The sequence below is a fragment of the Aeromonas sp. S13(2024) genome (assembly GCF_041402405.1).
GTDB classification, from domain to species: domain Bacteria; phylum Pseudomonadota; class Gammaproteobacteria; order Enterobacterales; family Aeromonadaceae; genus Aeromonas; species Aeromonas veronii.
This window is the reverse complement of record NZ_JBGLRA010000008.1, coordinates 25,028-40,609: the sequence shown is the minus strand read 5'-3', so window position 1 is coordinate 40,609 and position 15,582 is coordinate 25,028. Positions and strand designations below refer to the sequence as shown.

Annotated in this window: 11 protein-coding genes; 2 read left to right on the top strand and 9 right to left on the bottom strand. The window is 60.1% G+C overall.

The features are described from left to right. Window positions 1–1,545, top strand: coding sequence for an HD domain-containing phosphohydrolase (locus ACB042_RS12240; RefSeq protein ID WP_371178486.1), 1,545 nt, complete (start codon window positions 1–3; stop codon window positions 1,543–1,545). Between the two features lie 64 nt (window positions 1,546–1,609). On the opposite strand, the gene purL is transcribed toward ACB042_RS12240, so the two are convergent. After that, window positions 1,610–5,533 carry a phosphoribosylformylglycinamidine synthase gene (gene purL / locus ACB042_RS12235; protein WP_371178485.1) on the bottom strand — a complete coding sequence of 1,308 codons (3,924 nt, stop codon included), beginning with the start codon at window positions 5,531–5,533 and terminating at the stop codon, window positions 1,610–1,612. Between the two features lie 149 nt (window positions 5,534–5,682). Between purL and mltF the strand changes: the two genes are divergently transcribed. Further along, window positions 5,683–7,167: a membrane-bound lytic murein transglycosylase MltF gene (mltF, locus tag ACB042_RS12230; protein WP_005344877.1), complete on the top strand. Its 1,485-nt coding sequence runs from the start codon at window positions 5,683–5,685 to the stop codon at window positions 7,165–7,167. A gap of 373 nt (window positions 7,168–7,540) precedes the next feature. On the opposite strand, the gene ACB042_RS12225 is transcribed toward mltF, so the two are convergent. From ACB042_RS12225 to tapF, 8 genes are all read right to left on the bottom strand, one after another. After that, window positions 7,541–7,765 carry a zinc ribbon domain-containing protein gene (locus ACB042_RS12225; RefSeq protein ID WP_005344872.1) on the bottom strand — a complete coding sequence of 75 codons (225 nt, stop codon included), beginning with the start codon at window positions 7,763–7,765 and terminating at the stop codon, window positions 7,541–7,543. Window positions 7,766–7,888: 123 nt separating this feature from the next. After that, window positions 7,889–9,385 (bottom strand): ribosome biogenesis GTPase Der, encoded by a 1,497-nt coding sequence (gene der / locus ACB042_RS12220; protein ID WP_005333794.1) that lies wholly within the window; start codon window positions 9,383–9,385, stop codon window positions 7,889–7,891. 74 nt (window positions 9,386–9,459) lie between these two features. Beyond that, window positions 9,460–10,644, bottom strand: a complete 1,185-nt coding sequence (gene bamB, locus ACB042_RS12215; RefSeq protein ID WP_005333796.1) for an outer membrane protein assembly factor BamB — start codon at window positions 10,642–10,644, stop codon at window positions 9,460–9,462. Next, entirely contained in the window at window positions 10,637–11,287 is a 651-nt protein-coding gene (locus ACB042_RS12210; protein ID WP_021229680.1) for a tetratricopeptide repeat protein, read from the bottom strand. Before ACB042_RS12210 ends, bamB begins: the two co-directional genes overlap by 8 nt. 3 nt (window positions 11,288–11,290) lie before the next feature. After that, entirely contained in the window at window positions 11,291–12,568 is a 1,278-nt protein-coding gene (gene hisS, locus ACB042_RS12205) for a histidine--tRNA ligase (RefSeq protein ID WP_005351051.1), read from the bottom strand. A 138-nt stretch (window positions 12,569–12,706) separates the two neighbouring features. Further along, a complete protein-coding gene (gene ispG / locus ACB042_RS12200) occupies window positions 12,707–13,822 on the bottom strand; it encodes a flavodoxin-dependent (E)-4-hydroxy-3-methylbut-2-enyl-diphosphate synthase (RefSeq protein WP_005333801.1) in 1,116 nt (371 codons plus the stop codon). Window positions 13,823–13,832: 10 nt separating this feature from the next. Then, window positions 13,833–14,801 (bottom strand): cytoskeleton protein RodZ, encoded by a 969-nt coding sequence (gene rodZ / locus ACB042_RS12195; RefSeq protein WP_042080125.1) that lies wholly within the window; start codon window positions 14,799–14,801, stop codon window positions 13,833–13,835. Then, window positions 14,791–15,582, bottom strand: a complete 792-nt coding sequence (gene tapF, locus ACB042_RS12190; protein ID WP_085943024.1) for a PilW family type IVa pilus biogenesis/stability lipoprotein TapF — start codon at window positions 15,580–15,582, stop codon at window positions 14,791–14,793. The genes rodZ and tapF overlap by 11 nt, the downstream gene beginning before the upstream one ends.

Genomic DNA, 15,582 nt, shown 5'->3' with positions numbered 1-15,582 from the left:
ATGTCCGAACTCCTCACCTCCTGTGCACTCCCCCACCCACTGACCGATGCGCTCCCCTCCTCGGCACTGTTGCTGACCCAGGTGATGGATCAGCTTCCCTATCGGGTGCTGCTCAAAGACACCCGATTCAGCTACATCGCGGGCAACCGCCTGCTGGCGGCGGATCTAGCTCTCTCACCAGAGGCACTGGTGGGCAAGAATGACTGCGACTTCTTTCCCCCCGAACTGGTACAGCGCTATCGGGAGGATGACGCCCGAGTCATGCGCGAGGGGATACACCAGCACATCGAAGAGCCCTATCTGAAGGGGGGAGAAGCCCGCTGGCTCAGCACCACCAAGTTTCCCCTGCGTGATGAGGCGGGGGTCATCGTGGGGGTCGGCGTCTTCTTCGAAGACATTACCGAGCAGAAGTGGCAGCAGGAGAAACTGCAACAGTACACCTGGACCCAGCAAGCGATCAGCCGCGCCCACCACGCCCTGCTCAAACCGGGCGATGAGCCACAACTGCTGCAGGATATCTGCGATGCCATCGCCGTCGATGACCGTTTTCCGCTGGTGGCAGTGCTGCAAGGCCAGCCCGAACTCGCCCAACCGCCGAGGATCGTGGCGCAGGCAGGCAGTGCCGATGCCTCGGAACAAACGCTGTGGTTGAACGATGAGGCCCTCACCCAGGCCATCCTCCACCAGCGGCGCCTCAATCAGGTGATCTTCCACGAGCGGCCCCATACCGGCCGCCACCCGTTGCGATCCCGCCTGCTGATCCCCTTGCAACTGCAGGAGGATCTGGCCGGTGCGCTGGTCATTCACAGCGACCAGCCACTGTTGTTCAGCCAGGAGGAGGAGCAACTCTTCATCCAGCTGACCGACTACCTCACCTATGGCCTGCAGGCGCGCCATACCCAGCAGGCTTATCTGCGCTCGCAACAGGAGAAGATCTTCCATGCCCGCCAGCTGGAGCTGGCACTGGAAGATGCGCTGGGTGCCATCGCCGCCGTGCTGGAGCAGCGCGATCCCTATACCGCTGGCCATCAGAAACATGTGGCCAAGCTGGCCCAAGCCATCGGCCGGGAGCTCAGGCTGGAAGAGAAGCGGCTGCGGGGGATCTATCTGGGCGCCATGGTGCACGATATCGGCAAGATCCAGGTACCGGCTGAAATTCTCACCAAACCGGAACGCCTCACGCCACTGGAGTTCGAGCTGGTCAAGGAACACCCCGCCATCGGCTATCTGGTGCTCAAGGATATCGACTTCCCCTGGCCCATCGCCCGGATGATCCACCAGCACCACGAGTATCTTGATGGCTCCGGCTATCCGCAGGGGCTCAAGGGGGATGAGATCCTGCTGGAGGCCCGCATCCTCACCGTCGCCGATATCGTCGAATCCATGTCCTCGGATCGCCCCTATCGCGCCGCCCTCGGCATTCCCCAGGCCAGGGAGCAGATCATCCAGATGCGCGGCCATCAGCTCGATGCGGATGTGGTGGATGCCTGTCTGCGGATCCTCGACCGGGGAGACTTTATCCCCCAACCGCTCGGCAAGCCGTAACGACACGGATAAAAAAACCGGCCAATTGGCCGGTTTCTGTTTTTATGCGCTGGTGCTGTCTCTATTAACCCAGACGAACCCGGGCGTTGCGGAACATCCGCATCCAGGCACCATCCTCGCCCCAGTTGTCAGGGTGCCAGGAGTTGGCCACGGTGCGGAACACCCGCTCCGGGTGCGGCATCATGATGGTGGCGCGACCGTCGGTGGTAGTCACTGCGGTGATGCCGTCCGGCGAGCCGTTGGGGTTGGCCGGGTACTGCTCGGTCACGCTGCCGCGGTTATCGACAAAGCGCAGCCCTACCAGACCGCTCTGCTGCAGTGCGTTCAGGTGAGCGGCATCGCGCACCTCCACTCGCCCTTCCCCGTGGGAGACGGCAATCGGCATCACTGAACCCGCCATGCCGGCGAAGAAGGCCGATGGGGACTCCTGCACCTGCACCAGGCTGAAGCGGGCCTCGAAGCGCTCGGAGCGGTTGCGCACAAAGCGCGGCCAGAGATCGGCGCCCGGGATGAGGTCGCGCAGGTTGGACATCATCTGGCAACCGTTGCAGACACCCAGAGAGAGGGTATCGCCGCGCTCGAAGAAGCGCTGGAACTGCTCGCGGGCGTTGTCATTGAACAGGATGGACTTGGCCCAGCCTTCCCCCGCCCCCAGCACGTCACCGTAGGAGAAGCCGCCACAGGCCACCAGGGTCTGGAACTCCTCCAGCTTGATGCGACCGGAGAGAATGTCGCTCATATGGACATCGACCGCCGCGAAACCGGCACGATCGAACGCCGCTGCCATCTCTACATGAGAGTTGACCCCCTGCTCGCGCAACACCGCCAGACGGGGGGAGACCCCGCGGGCAATGTAAGGTGCAGCCACATCCTCGGACGGGTTGTAAGTCAGCTTGGCATGCAGACCCGGATCGGTGGCGTCCTGACGGGCCGCGTGCTCACTGTCGGCGCACTCGGGGTTGTCGCGCAGGCGCTGCATCTGCCAGCTGGTCTCGCCCCAGATGGTGCGAAGAGCGGTACGGCTGGCACGATAGACCTCCTGACCGCCCCGCTGCAAGGTGATGAGATCCCCTTCGCGCACGGTACCGAGCACATGGGAGCAGGCTGCAAGACCGTGACCGGCCAGCAGGGTCATCACCGCCTCTTTGTCTTCACGGCGTACCTGAATGACGGCGCCCAGCTCTTCGTTGAACAGCGCCGGCAGCAGCTCGCCGCCGATGCGATCGAGCTGGATGTCGAGACCGCAGTGACCAGCAAACGCCATCTCCACCAGAGTGACAAACAGGCCGCCGTCGGAGCGGTCGTGATAGGCGATCAGCTTGCGATCGGCCACCAGCGCCTGAATGGCGTTGAAGAAGCCTTTGAGCTGGACCGGATTGTCGAGATCCGGCGCCTTGTCACCCAGCTGGCGATAGACCTGCGCCAACGCCGAGGCGCCGAGGCGCTGCTTGCCATTGCCAAGGTCGACGAGGATAAGGTCGGTTTCACCGAGATCGGTACGCAGTTGCGGAGTAACCGTGTTGCGCACATCCTCGACCCGGGCAAAAGCGGAGATGAGCAGGGAGAGCGGCGAGGTGACGCTGTGCTCCTTGCCATCCTGCTGCCAGCGGGTCTTCATGGACATGGAGTCCTTGCCCACAGGAATGGTGATGCCCAAGGCCGGACAGAGCTCCTCGCCCACCGCCTTGACCGCCTCATAGAGCCCGGCATCTTCCCCCGGGTGACCGGCAGCGGCCATCCAGTTGGCGGAGAGCTTGACCCGCTTCAGCGACCCGATATGGGCCGGCGCTAGGTTGGTGAGCGCTTCCGCCACCGCCATACGAGCGGAGGCGGCGTGGGAGAGCAGCGCCACCGGGGTTCGCTCGCCCATGGACATGGCTTCGCCGTGATAGCTGTCATAGGTGGCAGCGGTGACGGCGCAATCGGCCACCGGGATCTGCCAGGGGCCAACCATCTGGTCGCGATTGACCAAGCCAGTCACGCTGCGATCGCCGATGGTGATAAGGAAGGACTTCTCCGCCACGGTCGGCAGACGCAGAACCCGCTCGGCCGCGTCACTCAAAGTGATGCCATCGAGCTGGAGCGCTTTGCCCTGTGCTGGCAGGGTCACCACGTCACGGTGCATCTTGGGGGCCTTGCCCAGCAGCACGTCCAGCGGCAGATCGATGGGTTGGTTGTCAAAGTGGCTGTCAGAGAGGGTCAGATGCTTCTCTTCGGTCGCGGTACCGATCACGGCATAGGGTGCGCGCTCACGCTCGCACAGCGCCTTGAACAGCGGCAACTTGTCCTGCGCTACCGCCAGCACGTAACGCTCCTGGGATTCGTTGCACCAGATCTCCAGCGGGCTCATGCCCGGCTCGTCGCTCTGGATGGCGCGCAGATCGAAACGACCGCCACGCTCACCGTCGTTGACCAGCTCCGGCATGGCGTTGGAGAGACCACCCGCCCCCACATCGTGGATAAAGACGATAGGGTTGTCGTCCCCCAGCTGCCAGCAGCGATCGATCACCTCCTGGCAACGGCGCTCCATCTCGGGGTTATCACGCTGCACCGAGGCAAAGTCGAGATCTTCGGCTGACTGGCCGGAGGCCATGGAGGATGCGGCACCACCGCCCAGACCGATGTTCATCGCCGGACCGCCCAGCACGATAAGCGCCGCGCCGACCGGGATCTCCCCTTTCTGGACATGTTCGGTGCGGATGTTGCCGATGCCGCCTGCCAACATGATGGGTTTGTGGTAGCCACGCACCTCGACGCCGTTGTGGCTCGGCACCTCCTCTTCGAAGGTACGGAAGTAGCCGAGAATGGCCGGACGGCCGAACTCGTTGTTAAACGCGGCGCCGCCGAGCGGCCCCTCCTGCATGATGTCGAAGGCACTGACGATACGGCTCGGCTTGCCGAAATCCTGCTCCCAGGGCTGTTCGAAACCTGGGATGCGCAGGTTGGAGACGGAGAAACCGACCAGACCCGCCTTGGGCTTGGCACCGCGACCGGTGGCTCCCTCGTCGCGAATTTCGCCGCCGGAGCCGGTGGCTGCGCCCGGGAACGGGGAGATGGCGGTCGGGTGGTTGTGGGTCTCCACCTTCATCAGGATGTCGACCTGTTCCTGGTGATACTGGTATTCGCCGTTGGCCGGGCTCGGGAAGAAGCGGCCACCCAGGCTCCCTTCCATCACGGCGGCGTTGTCTTTATAGGCAGAGAGGACATGATCCGGCGTCTGCTCGAAGGTGTTCTTGATCATCTTGAATAGCGACTTGGGCTGCTGCTCGCCATCGATGGTCCAGTCGGCATTGAAGATCTTGTGACGGCAGTGTTCGGAGTTCGCCTGGGCGAACATGTAGAGCTCGATGTCGTTGGGGTTGCGACCCAACTTGGTGAAGTTCTCCACCAGATAGTCGATTTCGTCGTCGGCCAGCGCCAGACCGAGCGCCACGTTGGCTTCGGCCAGGGCTGCGCGACCACCGCCCAGCACATCCACCTGGGTGAAGGGGCGCGGCTCGTGGTGAGCAAACAGGGCGGCAGCTTCGCTCATCTCGGCAAACACCACTTCCATCATCCGATCATGGAGCACAGCGGCAATGGCGCTACGCTGGGCGGCACTCAGCTCACCCTGCCCCTTGATGGTCAGGTAATAGGCAATACCACGCTCCAGCCGCTTGACCTGTTTCAGGCCGCAGTTGTGGGCGATGTCGGTTGCTTTGGAAGACCAGGGGGAGATAGTGCCGGGGCGGGGGGTAACAAGAAACAGCTGACCGCTGGGGGTGTGTTCGGGGATGGTCGGGCCGTAGCGCAAGAGCTGGCCCAAGGTCGCTCGCTCGGGGGGAGAGAGGGGGCTTGTCAGCTCGGCAAAGTGCACATACTCGGCATAGACATCCTCTATCTCTACTCCGCTCTCTACTCCACTCTCGTTTCTCATCTGTGCGAAGCGTTGCAGCAGTTTTTGGACACGAAAATCAGACAGTGCTGGGGCACCACGCAAGATATCCATATGACCTTTCTCACCAAGTTTTAAAGTGGGGGGGAATTGAGACGCGCGTATTATAGGGATCTGGCTCACAGCGGACAAACGTTTTTCTCACTTCGTGCAGTGTGACTCTGCGCACACTCTCTGGTATAAAGGTGCCTCTTTTTTGACAAATGCCGATTTTTTCAACAAAGGTACTCACCTACTTGCGCTGCATTTTTCGACTGTTTATCGGGCTGTTGTTGACGCTGACACTGGTTGGCTGCGACTTCTATAGCCCCTCCAGCCAGCTGGAGCAGATCCGCCAGCGAGGCGAGATCCGGGTTGGCACCATCTATGGTCCCACCTCCTATTACCAGCGTGACGACCTCGCCCAGGGGTTCGATTACGAGCTGGCGCAAAATTATGCCGATTGGTTGGGGGTGAAACTCACCATCATCCCGGTCGACACCACTGACCAACTGGTCACCCTGCTGAAAAAGGGCAAACTCGATCTGGCGGCTGCCGCCATCATGGTCACCCCCGAGCGGCGCGAGCTGTTTCGCTTCGGCCCGGGCTTCTATCAGGTCTCTCCCAAACTGGTCTACCGCAACGGCAAACCCAAGCCTGCCTCGTTAAACGATATCAAGGGCAAGCTGGTGGTGGCCGCCGGCTCCACCGGTGAAGATCTGCTCAAAGAGATGAGCAAAGAAAATCCGAAACTAGCCTGGAGCACCAGCGACAACGCCGATGTAGAGGAGCTGCTCAAGCAGGTGGTGGATGGCAAGATTGACTACACGGTGGTGCAGGATACCGTGCTGGCCCGTACCCAGCGCTACTACCCGGAGCTCACCGAGGGGCTGACCCTGGCCCAGAAGCAGACCGTTGCCTGGGCCATGAGCAAGCTGCCCGATGACAGCCTCTATGCCAGCGTGATCGACTTCTTCGGTCAGCGCTTTATGGATGGTGCCATCGCCAAGCTGGACGAGAAGTACTTCGGCCACGTGCAGAACTTCGACTTTGTCGATACCCGCACCTTCCTCAAGCGCGCCAAGAGCCTGCTGCCCAAGTACCAGCCGCTGTTCCAGACTCACGCCAAGAATATCGACTGGCGTCTGCTCGCCGCCATCAGCTATCAGGAGTCCCACTGGGACCCGCAGGCCCGCTCCTACACCGGCGTGCGCGGCATGATGATGCTGACCGAGCCCACCGCCAAGGCGATGGGAGTCAACGACCGGCTTCATCCGGAAGAGAGCATCAAGGGTGGCTCCCTCTATCTGCAACAGATGATGGAGAAGGTGCCGGATTCTGTGCCCGATGACGAGAAGGTGTGGTTTGCCCTCACCGCCTACAACATCGGTTACGGCCACATGATGGACGCCCGCCGCCTGACCAAAGAGCTCGGCAAGAATCCCGACGCCTGGAGCGACGTGAAAGAGGTGCTGCCGCTGCTGCAGCAAGCGCGCTGGCACCGCAAGGTGCGTTATGGCTATGCCCGTGGCAGCGAGGCGCGCAACTATGTTAACAACGTGCGCCAGTATTACCAGAGTCTGCTCTGGCTCGACAACGAGCAGCAGAAGGCACATCAGCGGGAGAGTCTCGACAACGACAGCGAGCCCGAGCTGGCCGAGCGCCCCACCGCCATCGCCGAAGTGGTTAATCAGATCACCATGCGATAACCAGCCATTATTCGGCTGTTTTCACGCAAACTTCTCTGTTACCATCGATTCATATCGGAGCCTATCCGAAATCGCATTGTTTTCATTATGTTGAGAGATTAAATAACAGCAATTTCGGATGGGCTCCATCAATGACCCAAGGCCGGGATGGCCACCTGAGTTGGGAGGAGACCAAGATGCAAAAACGTAAAAAAATCAGTCTGGTCAGAAAAGCGAAGTGCAGCTGGAGCCCCAGACGCAAACTCAAGCTTAATGACATCAAGCGCAATCTGTGGCGCAGAAATCGATCCTATACCCTGCTTATTGCAGAGCACACAGCATAAACCCGGCATTCGCCGGGTTTTTTTATCTTCTTTCTCACCTGATTATCGTCTTACACCAGCGCCGCCTTGAACTGTACCGTCCGCTTGGAGATCAGCGAGTTGCAGTGGTTGCAGAAGTAATCCACTGCGCCGCACGCCTTGAGACGCTCCAGCTCCTGTTGGCAGGTGGGGCAAATGGCAGTAACCCGAACAGGGGCCTGGCACTGGCCACAGGTTTGCTCCTTGCTGCGGGTATCCAGTTCAGCCTGGCATGATGGACAAAGCAGGGCTTCCATAATCAACTCCTCGAAAGTGGATCTGCCATGGTCTTGTTCCATGGCAGATCCCCCTCCCCTTATTCCTCACCTTAACATGGCGAGGATAACAAAGCGGCTGCCGGTGAGGGCAGCCGCAAGGACTTATTTCTTCTTCATTTTCAGCAGGCGTTTGCGCTGACGTTCCTGACTCAGGGTCATGGTGTTCTTCTTGCCTTCAAACGGGTTGACCGACTCCTGGAACTCGACCCGGATCGGCGAGCCCATGATCTTGAGGGACTTGCGGAAGTAGTTGATCAGATACCGCTTGTAGGAGTCCGGCAAGTCGTTCAGCTGGTTGCCGTGGATCACGATGCGCGGCGGGTTGTAGCCACCGGCGTGGGCATACTTGAGCTTGACGCGGCGACCATTGACCATCGGCGGCTGGTGATCTTCCTGCGCCATCTGCATGATGCGGGTCAGCATGGCCGTGCTGGTACGACGGGTGGCGGACTGGTAAGCCTCCTGAATGGATTCAAACAGATGGCCGACACCGCTGCCGTGCAGGGCGGAGATGAAGTGAACGCGGGCGAAGTCGATGAAGCCCAAGCGACGATCCAGCTCGTTCTTCACATCCTCTTTCACCTTCTGATCCAGACCATCCCACTTGTTCACCACCAGCACCACGGAGCGACCGGCGTGGAGCACATAGCCAAGGATGCTCAAGTCCTGATCGGTGATGGTCTCCTGGGCGTCGATCACCAGCAGGCAGACGTTGGCATCTTCGATGGCTTTCAGGGTCTTGATAACGGAGAACTTCTCCACCGTCTCGTGCACCTTGCCACGACGACGTACACCGGCGGTGTCGATGACCACATACTTCTGCTCGTCACGCTCCATTGGAATGTAAACGGAGTCACGGGTGGTGCCGGGCATGTCATAGACGATGACCCGATCTTCACCTAGCATGCGGTTGGTCAGGGTAGATTTACCGACGTTGGGACGACCAACGATGGCGAACTTGATGGGCAGGTCGGCGAACGGGGTCTCCTTGGTGTCCTCTTTGGTATCGAGTTCACCGGCAGCCACCATGCGCAGCAGGGCTTCTTCGTCGAAGTCCTCCTCTTCCTCATCCTGCGCATCTTCATCGGTAGCGGAGTCCACCAGGGTCTCCAGATGGGGAGCCAGGGCCAGTTCCAGCAGGCTCAGCACGCCACGACCGTGGGCGGCCGCGATCTGGTAGACCTCGCCCAGCGCCAGACCGTAGAACTCGGAGACCGCGGAATCACCGTCGATACCGTCGGTCTTGTTGGCCACCAGAAATACCTTCTTGTGGGCCTTGCGCAGGTGCTCGGCGATGGCTTGATCCGCCGCGGTCAGACCGGCACGGGCATCCACCATGAACAGCACGACGTCCGCTTCTTCGATGGCCAGCAGGGATTGCTCGGCCATCTTCAGCTCGATCCCCTCTTCGGTGCCATCGATACCGCCGGTATCGACCACGATAAATTCCAGCTCGCCCAACTTCGCCTGACCGTATTTACGGTCCCGGGTCAGACCGGGAAAATCGGCAACCAGGGCATCCCGAGTACGGGTCAAGCGGTTAAACAGGGTGGATTTCCCCACGTTGGGGCGGCCCACCAGGGCTACTACAGGAGTCATAAAAGCCTCATTCTCAAGACGACAAAGGCTCCGGGTCCGAAGACCAGGAGCCGGATATTCACATTATCGGACGATCAAGGACGCTTGAGGGCGTACAACTTGCCGTCACGGCTCTGCACATACAGGGTCTCGCCATCCACCAGCGGGGCGGCATAGAGACCACTGCTATCGAGCTGCTGCATCGCCTTGATGGTACCGTCGGTACGATCAAGCCAATACAGGTATCCTTCCACATCACCCACCACCACATAGTCACCGAAGATGACAGGTGCAGTGACGGTACGATTTTCCAGCTGGGTGTTGGACCACAGCTCCAGACCGTTGCGACGGTCGATGGCAAACAGATGGCTGCGGCTGTCGGTCAGCACGATGGCATTGCCAGTCATCGCCAGATCGCGATAGCCGGAATACTTGCGCTTCCACACTTCATCGCCGGTCATCAGTTTGCGCGCCATCAGCTGACCGTTGTAGGCGATGGCATAGAGCTCATCACCAGCAATCAGCGGGCTGGCATCGACGTCAACCATGCGGTCCAGCTCGGTAGCACCGCGCGGATCAGCCACCTTGGACTGACGCACAGGCTGGCCGTTGCTCAGCAGGGCGATGCCCACCTTGCCATCGGCACGACCGTAAATCACGGCGCCGTTGGTGATCACCGGTGCACCGGCACTGCGCAGGGTCAGCGGCGGCTGCTCTTCGGAGAGCGACCACTGCATCTTGCCTTCATCCGTGTCGAGGGCGATCAGGCGACCGGAGGTGGTCAACACCACCACGCGGCCATCTTCCACCGCGGGGCTTGCCACCACTTCGCCGGGCACATTGGTCTGCCACAGCACTTCGCCATTCTCTTCGTTCAGGGCGTAGACCACCCCGTTCTCGGAGCCGAGGAACAGCTTGCCGTAACGGGAAACCAGGCCACCGGAGAGACGAGCGCTACGCTTGTCGGCGTTGACCGGCAGGTCGGCCAGATCGACGGTCCAGAGGCGATCGCCACTGGCACGGTCAAAGGCGCTGACATCGCCGTCGCGGGCCGCCGCGTAGATGCGATCCTCTTCCACCACCGGCTTGAGCTGGGAGTAGAAATCACCGATACCATCACCCACAGTAGATGACCATGCGGTGTCGGCAGTGAAGGCAGATTCAACCTTGGGCAGCGGCGCCATCGGGTTGAGATCCTCTTCGGAACTGAACAGGGAGCAACCCTGCAGAGCGAAGGAGACCGCAGCCCCCAGCGCCACCATCTTGAATAGATTACGCATCCGGTGCCTCACCAGTCGCAACGGCCGGCAGGGCCAGATCGTCCATTTTCAGCTTGAGCTCGGCGCTACCCTGCAGGCCGCCGGCATCGGCCGCGGCCTGATAGGCATCACGAGCCTCTTCGGTCTTGCCCTGCTTTTGCAGCACATCGCCACGGGCTTCGGCTACCTGCGCCTTGAAGGCCTCATTCTGGATGGTTGCCAGCTTGGCCAGCGCTTCATCTGCCTTGCCCTGATCATTCAGCACACGGGCCAGACGCAGCGCCGCGATGGGACGAATGCTCTCGTCACCCGTGGTCGCCACCAGCTCCAGCTGCTCGGCAGCCAGATCCAGCTTGCCCGCCTTGACGGCAGCGGCAGCCAGTTGCAACGCAGCCAGTTCACCGTAGGAGTCACCCTTGTTGGCGGTAACAAACTGCTGTGCCTGCTCGAAACCGGCGGCATCGCCCTTGGCCAGCTGCTCAATCACCTGGTTGTAAGAGTGGGAGGAGGCCTCCATGGTCTCTTGCTGGTGCTGGTTGTAATAGCGCCAGCCGAACAGACCGACCAGACCGATCACGGTCCCGGCAATCACCGAGGTTCCGTTCTCTTTCCACCACTCCTTGATAACCTCAACCTGTTGTTCTTCGGTGGTATAGACTTCCACAGCTTACTCTCCTTTGGCTGCCAGCAGGGCAATGGCGGCGTCAACCTTGACGGTCTGTTGCTCGGCCTGACCACGCAGATATTTGATAGTGATCTCCCCGTTTTGCACCTCGGTCTCACCAAGGATCAGGGCGATTGCCGCGCCGCTCTTGTCGGCACGTTTGAGTTGTTTCTTGAAGTTGCCACCACCGCAGTGGCTCATGAGGCGCAGGTCCGGCAGGGCATCGCGCAGACGCTCGGCCAGCTGGAAGCCAGCCTGTTCGGTCCCCTCGCCCACCATCGCCAGATAGACATCCACTGCCGGGCGGATATCGGCGTTGAGCTCGAGAGTTTCCAGCATCAGCACCAGACGCTCCATGCCCATGGCAAAGCCCACGGCCGGGGTCGGTTGACCACCGAGCTGCTCTACCAGACCATCGTAGCGGCCACCTGCACAGACGGTGCCCTGGGCACCCAGACTGCTGGTGACCCACTCGAACACGGTCAGGTTGTAGTAGTCAAGACCACGCACCAGACGCTCGTTCACTTCGTATTTGATACCGGCAGACTCGAGCAGGCGCTTGAGCCCCTCGAAGTGGGCCAGGCTCTCTTCGCCCAGATGGTCGAACAGACGCGGGGCACCCGCCAAAATGGCCTGCACCTTTTCATCCTTGGAGTCGAGCACCCGCAGCGGGTTACTGTACATGCGGCGCTGGCTCTCTTCGTCCAGCTGCTCCTTGTACTGCTCCAGATAGGCCACCAGCGCATCGCGATAAGCGGCACGCTCGGCGCTCTGACCCAAGGTGTTGAGCTGCAGGGTGACATGCTCGCTGATGCCAAACAGACGCCACAGGCGGTGGGTCAGCATGATCAGTTCAGCGTCAATGTCCGGCCCGTTGATGCCAAACAGCTCGACACCGAACTGGTGGAACTGGCGATAACGGCCCTTCTGGGGACGCTCGTGACGGAACATGGGGCCCATGTACCACATCCGGCGTTCCTGGTTGTAGAGCAGACCGTGTTCGATACCGGCACGGACGCAGCTGGCGGTCCCTTCCGGACGCAGGCTCAGGCTGTCGCCGTTACGGTCTTCAAAGGTGTACATCTCTTTTTCGACCACGTCGGTCACTTCACCGATGGCGCGCTTGAACAGATGAGTCTGCTCGACAATCGGCATGCGCACTTCGCTGTAGCCATAGCTGGCAACGACCTGGCGCAGGATCTGTTCAACCTTCTGCCATACCGGGCTCTGCTCCGGCAGGCAATCATTCATACCGCGAATAGCTTGGATCTGTTTTGCCACGTTGATACTCGAGAAAAAGAGGTAAAATTTGGCCGCATTATAGGGATTTTCCCCCCCAAGGTAAAATCAGGGAATCCGGATGCGGGATTTAAAATCAGTCACCTGGAAAAAGGGCCACCCAATGTGGCCCTGTTTCGCTCACTCCTTGTCCATCGGGATCCGGTTAGCGGGATCCAGCATGGCGGCGCGGGCACGAATGCGGCGCTCCAGAGTTGGAATGAGATCCTTGTTGTCGAGCCGATCGACCCGCTGGCCCCCTTCATAGAAGGCACTCTTGTTGGCGGCACCCGCCAGACCAAGGTCGGAGACCAGCGCTTCGCCCGGGCCATTCACCACACAGCCGATGATGGAAACATCCATCGGGGTGATGATGTCTTCGAGCCGTTCTTCCAGCGCGTTGACAGTGGCGATCACATCGAACTCCTGCCGTGAGCAGGATGGGCAAGCGATAAAGTTGATGCCACGGGAGCGAATACGCAAGGATTTGAGGATATCGAAACCGACCTTCACCTCCTCCACGGGATCCGCCGCCAGCGAGATCCGCAGGGTATCGCCGATGCCGTCGGTGAGTAGCATACCCAGACCGATGGCAGACTTCACCGCGCCGGCACGGAAACCGCCCGCTTCGGTGATGCCAAGGTGCAGCGGCTGTTCAATCTGCTTGGCCAGCAGGCGATAGGCACCGACTGCCAGAAACACATCGGAGGCCTTGACGCTCACCTTGAAGTCCTGGAAATCGAGACGATCGAGATAGTCCACGTGACGCATGGCGGACTCCACCAGCGCCTCTGGGGTCGGCTCGCCGTACTTCTCCTGGATATCTTTCTCCAGCGACCCGCCATTGACCCCGATACGGATCGGGATATTGAGGTCGCGCGCGCAATCGACCACCGAGCGCACCCGCTGCTCGTTGCCGATGTTGCCCGGGTTGATACGCAGGCAATCGGCACCGTACTCGGCCACTTTCAGGGCGATGCGATAGTCGAAGTGGATATCGGCAACGATGGGAATGCGGGTTTGCTGTTTGATGAGCCGGAAGGCTTCCGCCGCTTCCATGGTGGGCACGGAGACACGGACGATATCGGCACCGACCCGCTCGATCCGCTGGATCTGCTCGATGGTGGCGGCGACATCTGTGGTCTTGGTGTTGGTCATGGTCTGCACGGTAATAGGGGCATCGCCCCCAACCGGTACATTACCAACCATGATCTGTCTGGATTTACGACGAATGATGGGTGATTCGTGAGAAGACATGGGAAACAGATTACTCCTGCGGCAGTGAGAAGCGGGCTGTACGACCGTTGTTGTAACGGCTCATATCAAACGACTGCCCCTTGTAGTCAAGCTTGACGGCCATGGGCGCGCCAATGATGAACTTCAGGGGCTCGGCGCCTTCCAGCACCAGCTCGTCGTTGGCCTTCTTCAGACCACTGAACAGGGTCTTGCCGTTGGCATCCTTCACATCCAGCCAGCAATCGGCGGTGAAGCTCATCTTCAGTTGCGGCGCAGTCGCCGGATCAACGACAGCCTCTTCAGATTCAGTGCCATTGGCACCGGATACTGCAGCATCGGTTGCAGTGCCAACAGCCGCACTGACATCGGTCGGGGCAACAGCCGCAGAAGCAGGCGCCAGGGTAGCAGACGCATCAGAGACCACTACAGGGGCAGCCACATCCGTGGCGGCCGGTGCGATGGCTGCGCCTTCCACCGGGGCGGTGTTGATCGCATCGGGCGGCGTGATAGCAGGTTCAGCCGGAGTCGAACCGGTTGCACTCATCTCGGTGGCTGCCAGCGCTTCATCACCGGCGGAGCGACGGGAAGTACTCTGCCACCACCAGGCGACCGAGAGCGCAATCAACACCAGGATCACCAGCCAGGTCACCACCTTGAGCCGACTGTCGTTGGCTTGCTGGCGGGAGCGACGGGAGAAGCTCTGCATGTCGATATTGTCGGGAGGAGTCAGACCCAGCTTGTCGTAAGCGGCCAGAATGGTCTCATCGGGGATCCCGACCAGCTTGGCATAGGTACGCAGATAGCCCCGAATAAAGGTATGGGAGGTGTGCTTGTCGTAGGTATCCGATTCGATAGCGGCGATCAGGGTCAGACGAAGGTGAATGCGGGACGCAACTTGTTCTCGTGTCCAGCCAAGCTGTTCACGGGCGTTGCGCAGCAATTGGCCTGGGCCTACTGCCTGGGAGTCGTCTTGGAAATCGTGTTGCTGTTCAATAGTCATTGGCTAAATAACGCTTGGCTTGTTGCGAAGTGGGATATTGCCTTACCAGCTCAGTCCCGAATTGGTGAAGTAATGCCGGCTTGTCCATCGCCTGTGCCAGCCGAAGTCTCAACCAGAGACTCTCCTCGTTCTCGTCTGACACATCGGCAAAACGGGCGAGGTAGGATTGCACATCAGGCAGCTTGCCATCTTTCATGGAAAGCTCGGCCAAGTCCAGCAATAACCCTGGATTGCGGGGATTATACCCCAAGGCCAGGCGATAGTACTCGCCTGCTTTATCATTTCTGCGATTTTGCAGCGCACAAAGTGCCGCATTTTCATAGGTATCGGCAATTTTTACGTAACCTGGCTGAATAACAGCCTGGTTGAACGCCTGATCTGCCTCGGCATACCTGCCGCGATCACAGAGGAAGGCACCATAGTTGTTCATTGCGTCAGCATTGGACGGATCCATGGCAAGGGCGTTCTTGTAATGGGTCTCGGCTGCCTTGAAATCTCCTACCTTCTGGTAAAAGTAGGCAAAACCGATCTGGATCTGGGGGTTGGAGGGGTCATACTGGAGGGCGCGGTCAAGATTGAACTTGGCCTGCTCGGCATTGCCCTGACGCAGGTACTGGATACCCAGGTCGAGGCGGGTTTGGGCAGCCGCCTTGAGGTCAGGACCCACTTCACGCTGGGTCGAGTTCTGGCCAGCGTAAGTGGTCTCGGTCACACAGCCTGGCAGCGCGCAGAGCGCTGCCACTACGATCAATGTACGTGTATCCATTCCCTGTCTATACAA

Excerpts from the sequence above, each read along its gene's own strand:
- ACB042_RS12240 (WP_371178486.1), top strand. The coding sequence starts at position 1 with ATGTCCGAACTCCTCACCTCCTGTGCACTCCCCCACCCACTGACCGAT.
- purL (WP_371178485.1), bottom strand. The coding sequence starts at position 5,533 with ATGGATATCTTGCGTGGTGCCCCAGCACTGTCTGATTTTCGTGTCCAA.
- mltF (WP_005344877.1), top strand. The coding sequence starts at position 5,683 with ATGCCGATTTTTTCAACAAAGGTACTCACCTACTTGCGCTGCATTTTT.
- ACB042_RS12225 (WP_005344872.1), bottom strand. The coding sequence starts at position 7,765 with ATGGAAGCCCTGCTTTGTCCATCATGCCAGGCTGAACTGGATACCCGC.
- der (WP_005333794.1), bottom strand. The coding sequence starts at position 9,385 with ATGACTCCTGTAGTAGCCCTGGTGGGCCGCCCCAACGTGGGGAAATCC.
- bamB (WP_005333796.1), bottom strand. The coding sequence starts at position 10,644 with ATGCGTAATCTATTCAAGATGGTGGCGCTGGGGGCTGCGGTCTCCTTC.
- ispG (WP_005333801.1), bottom strand. The coding sequence starts at position 13,822 with ATGTCTTCTCACGAATCACCCATCATTCGTCGTAAATCCAGACAGATC.
- rodZ (WP_042080125.1), bottom strand. The coding sequence starts at position 14,801 with ATGACTATTGAACAGCAACACGATTTCCAAGACGACTCCCAGGCAGTA.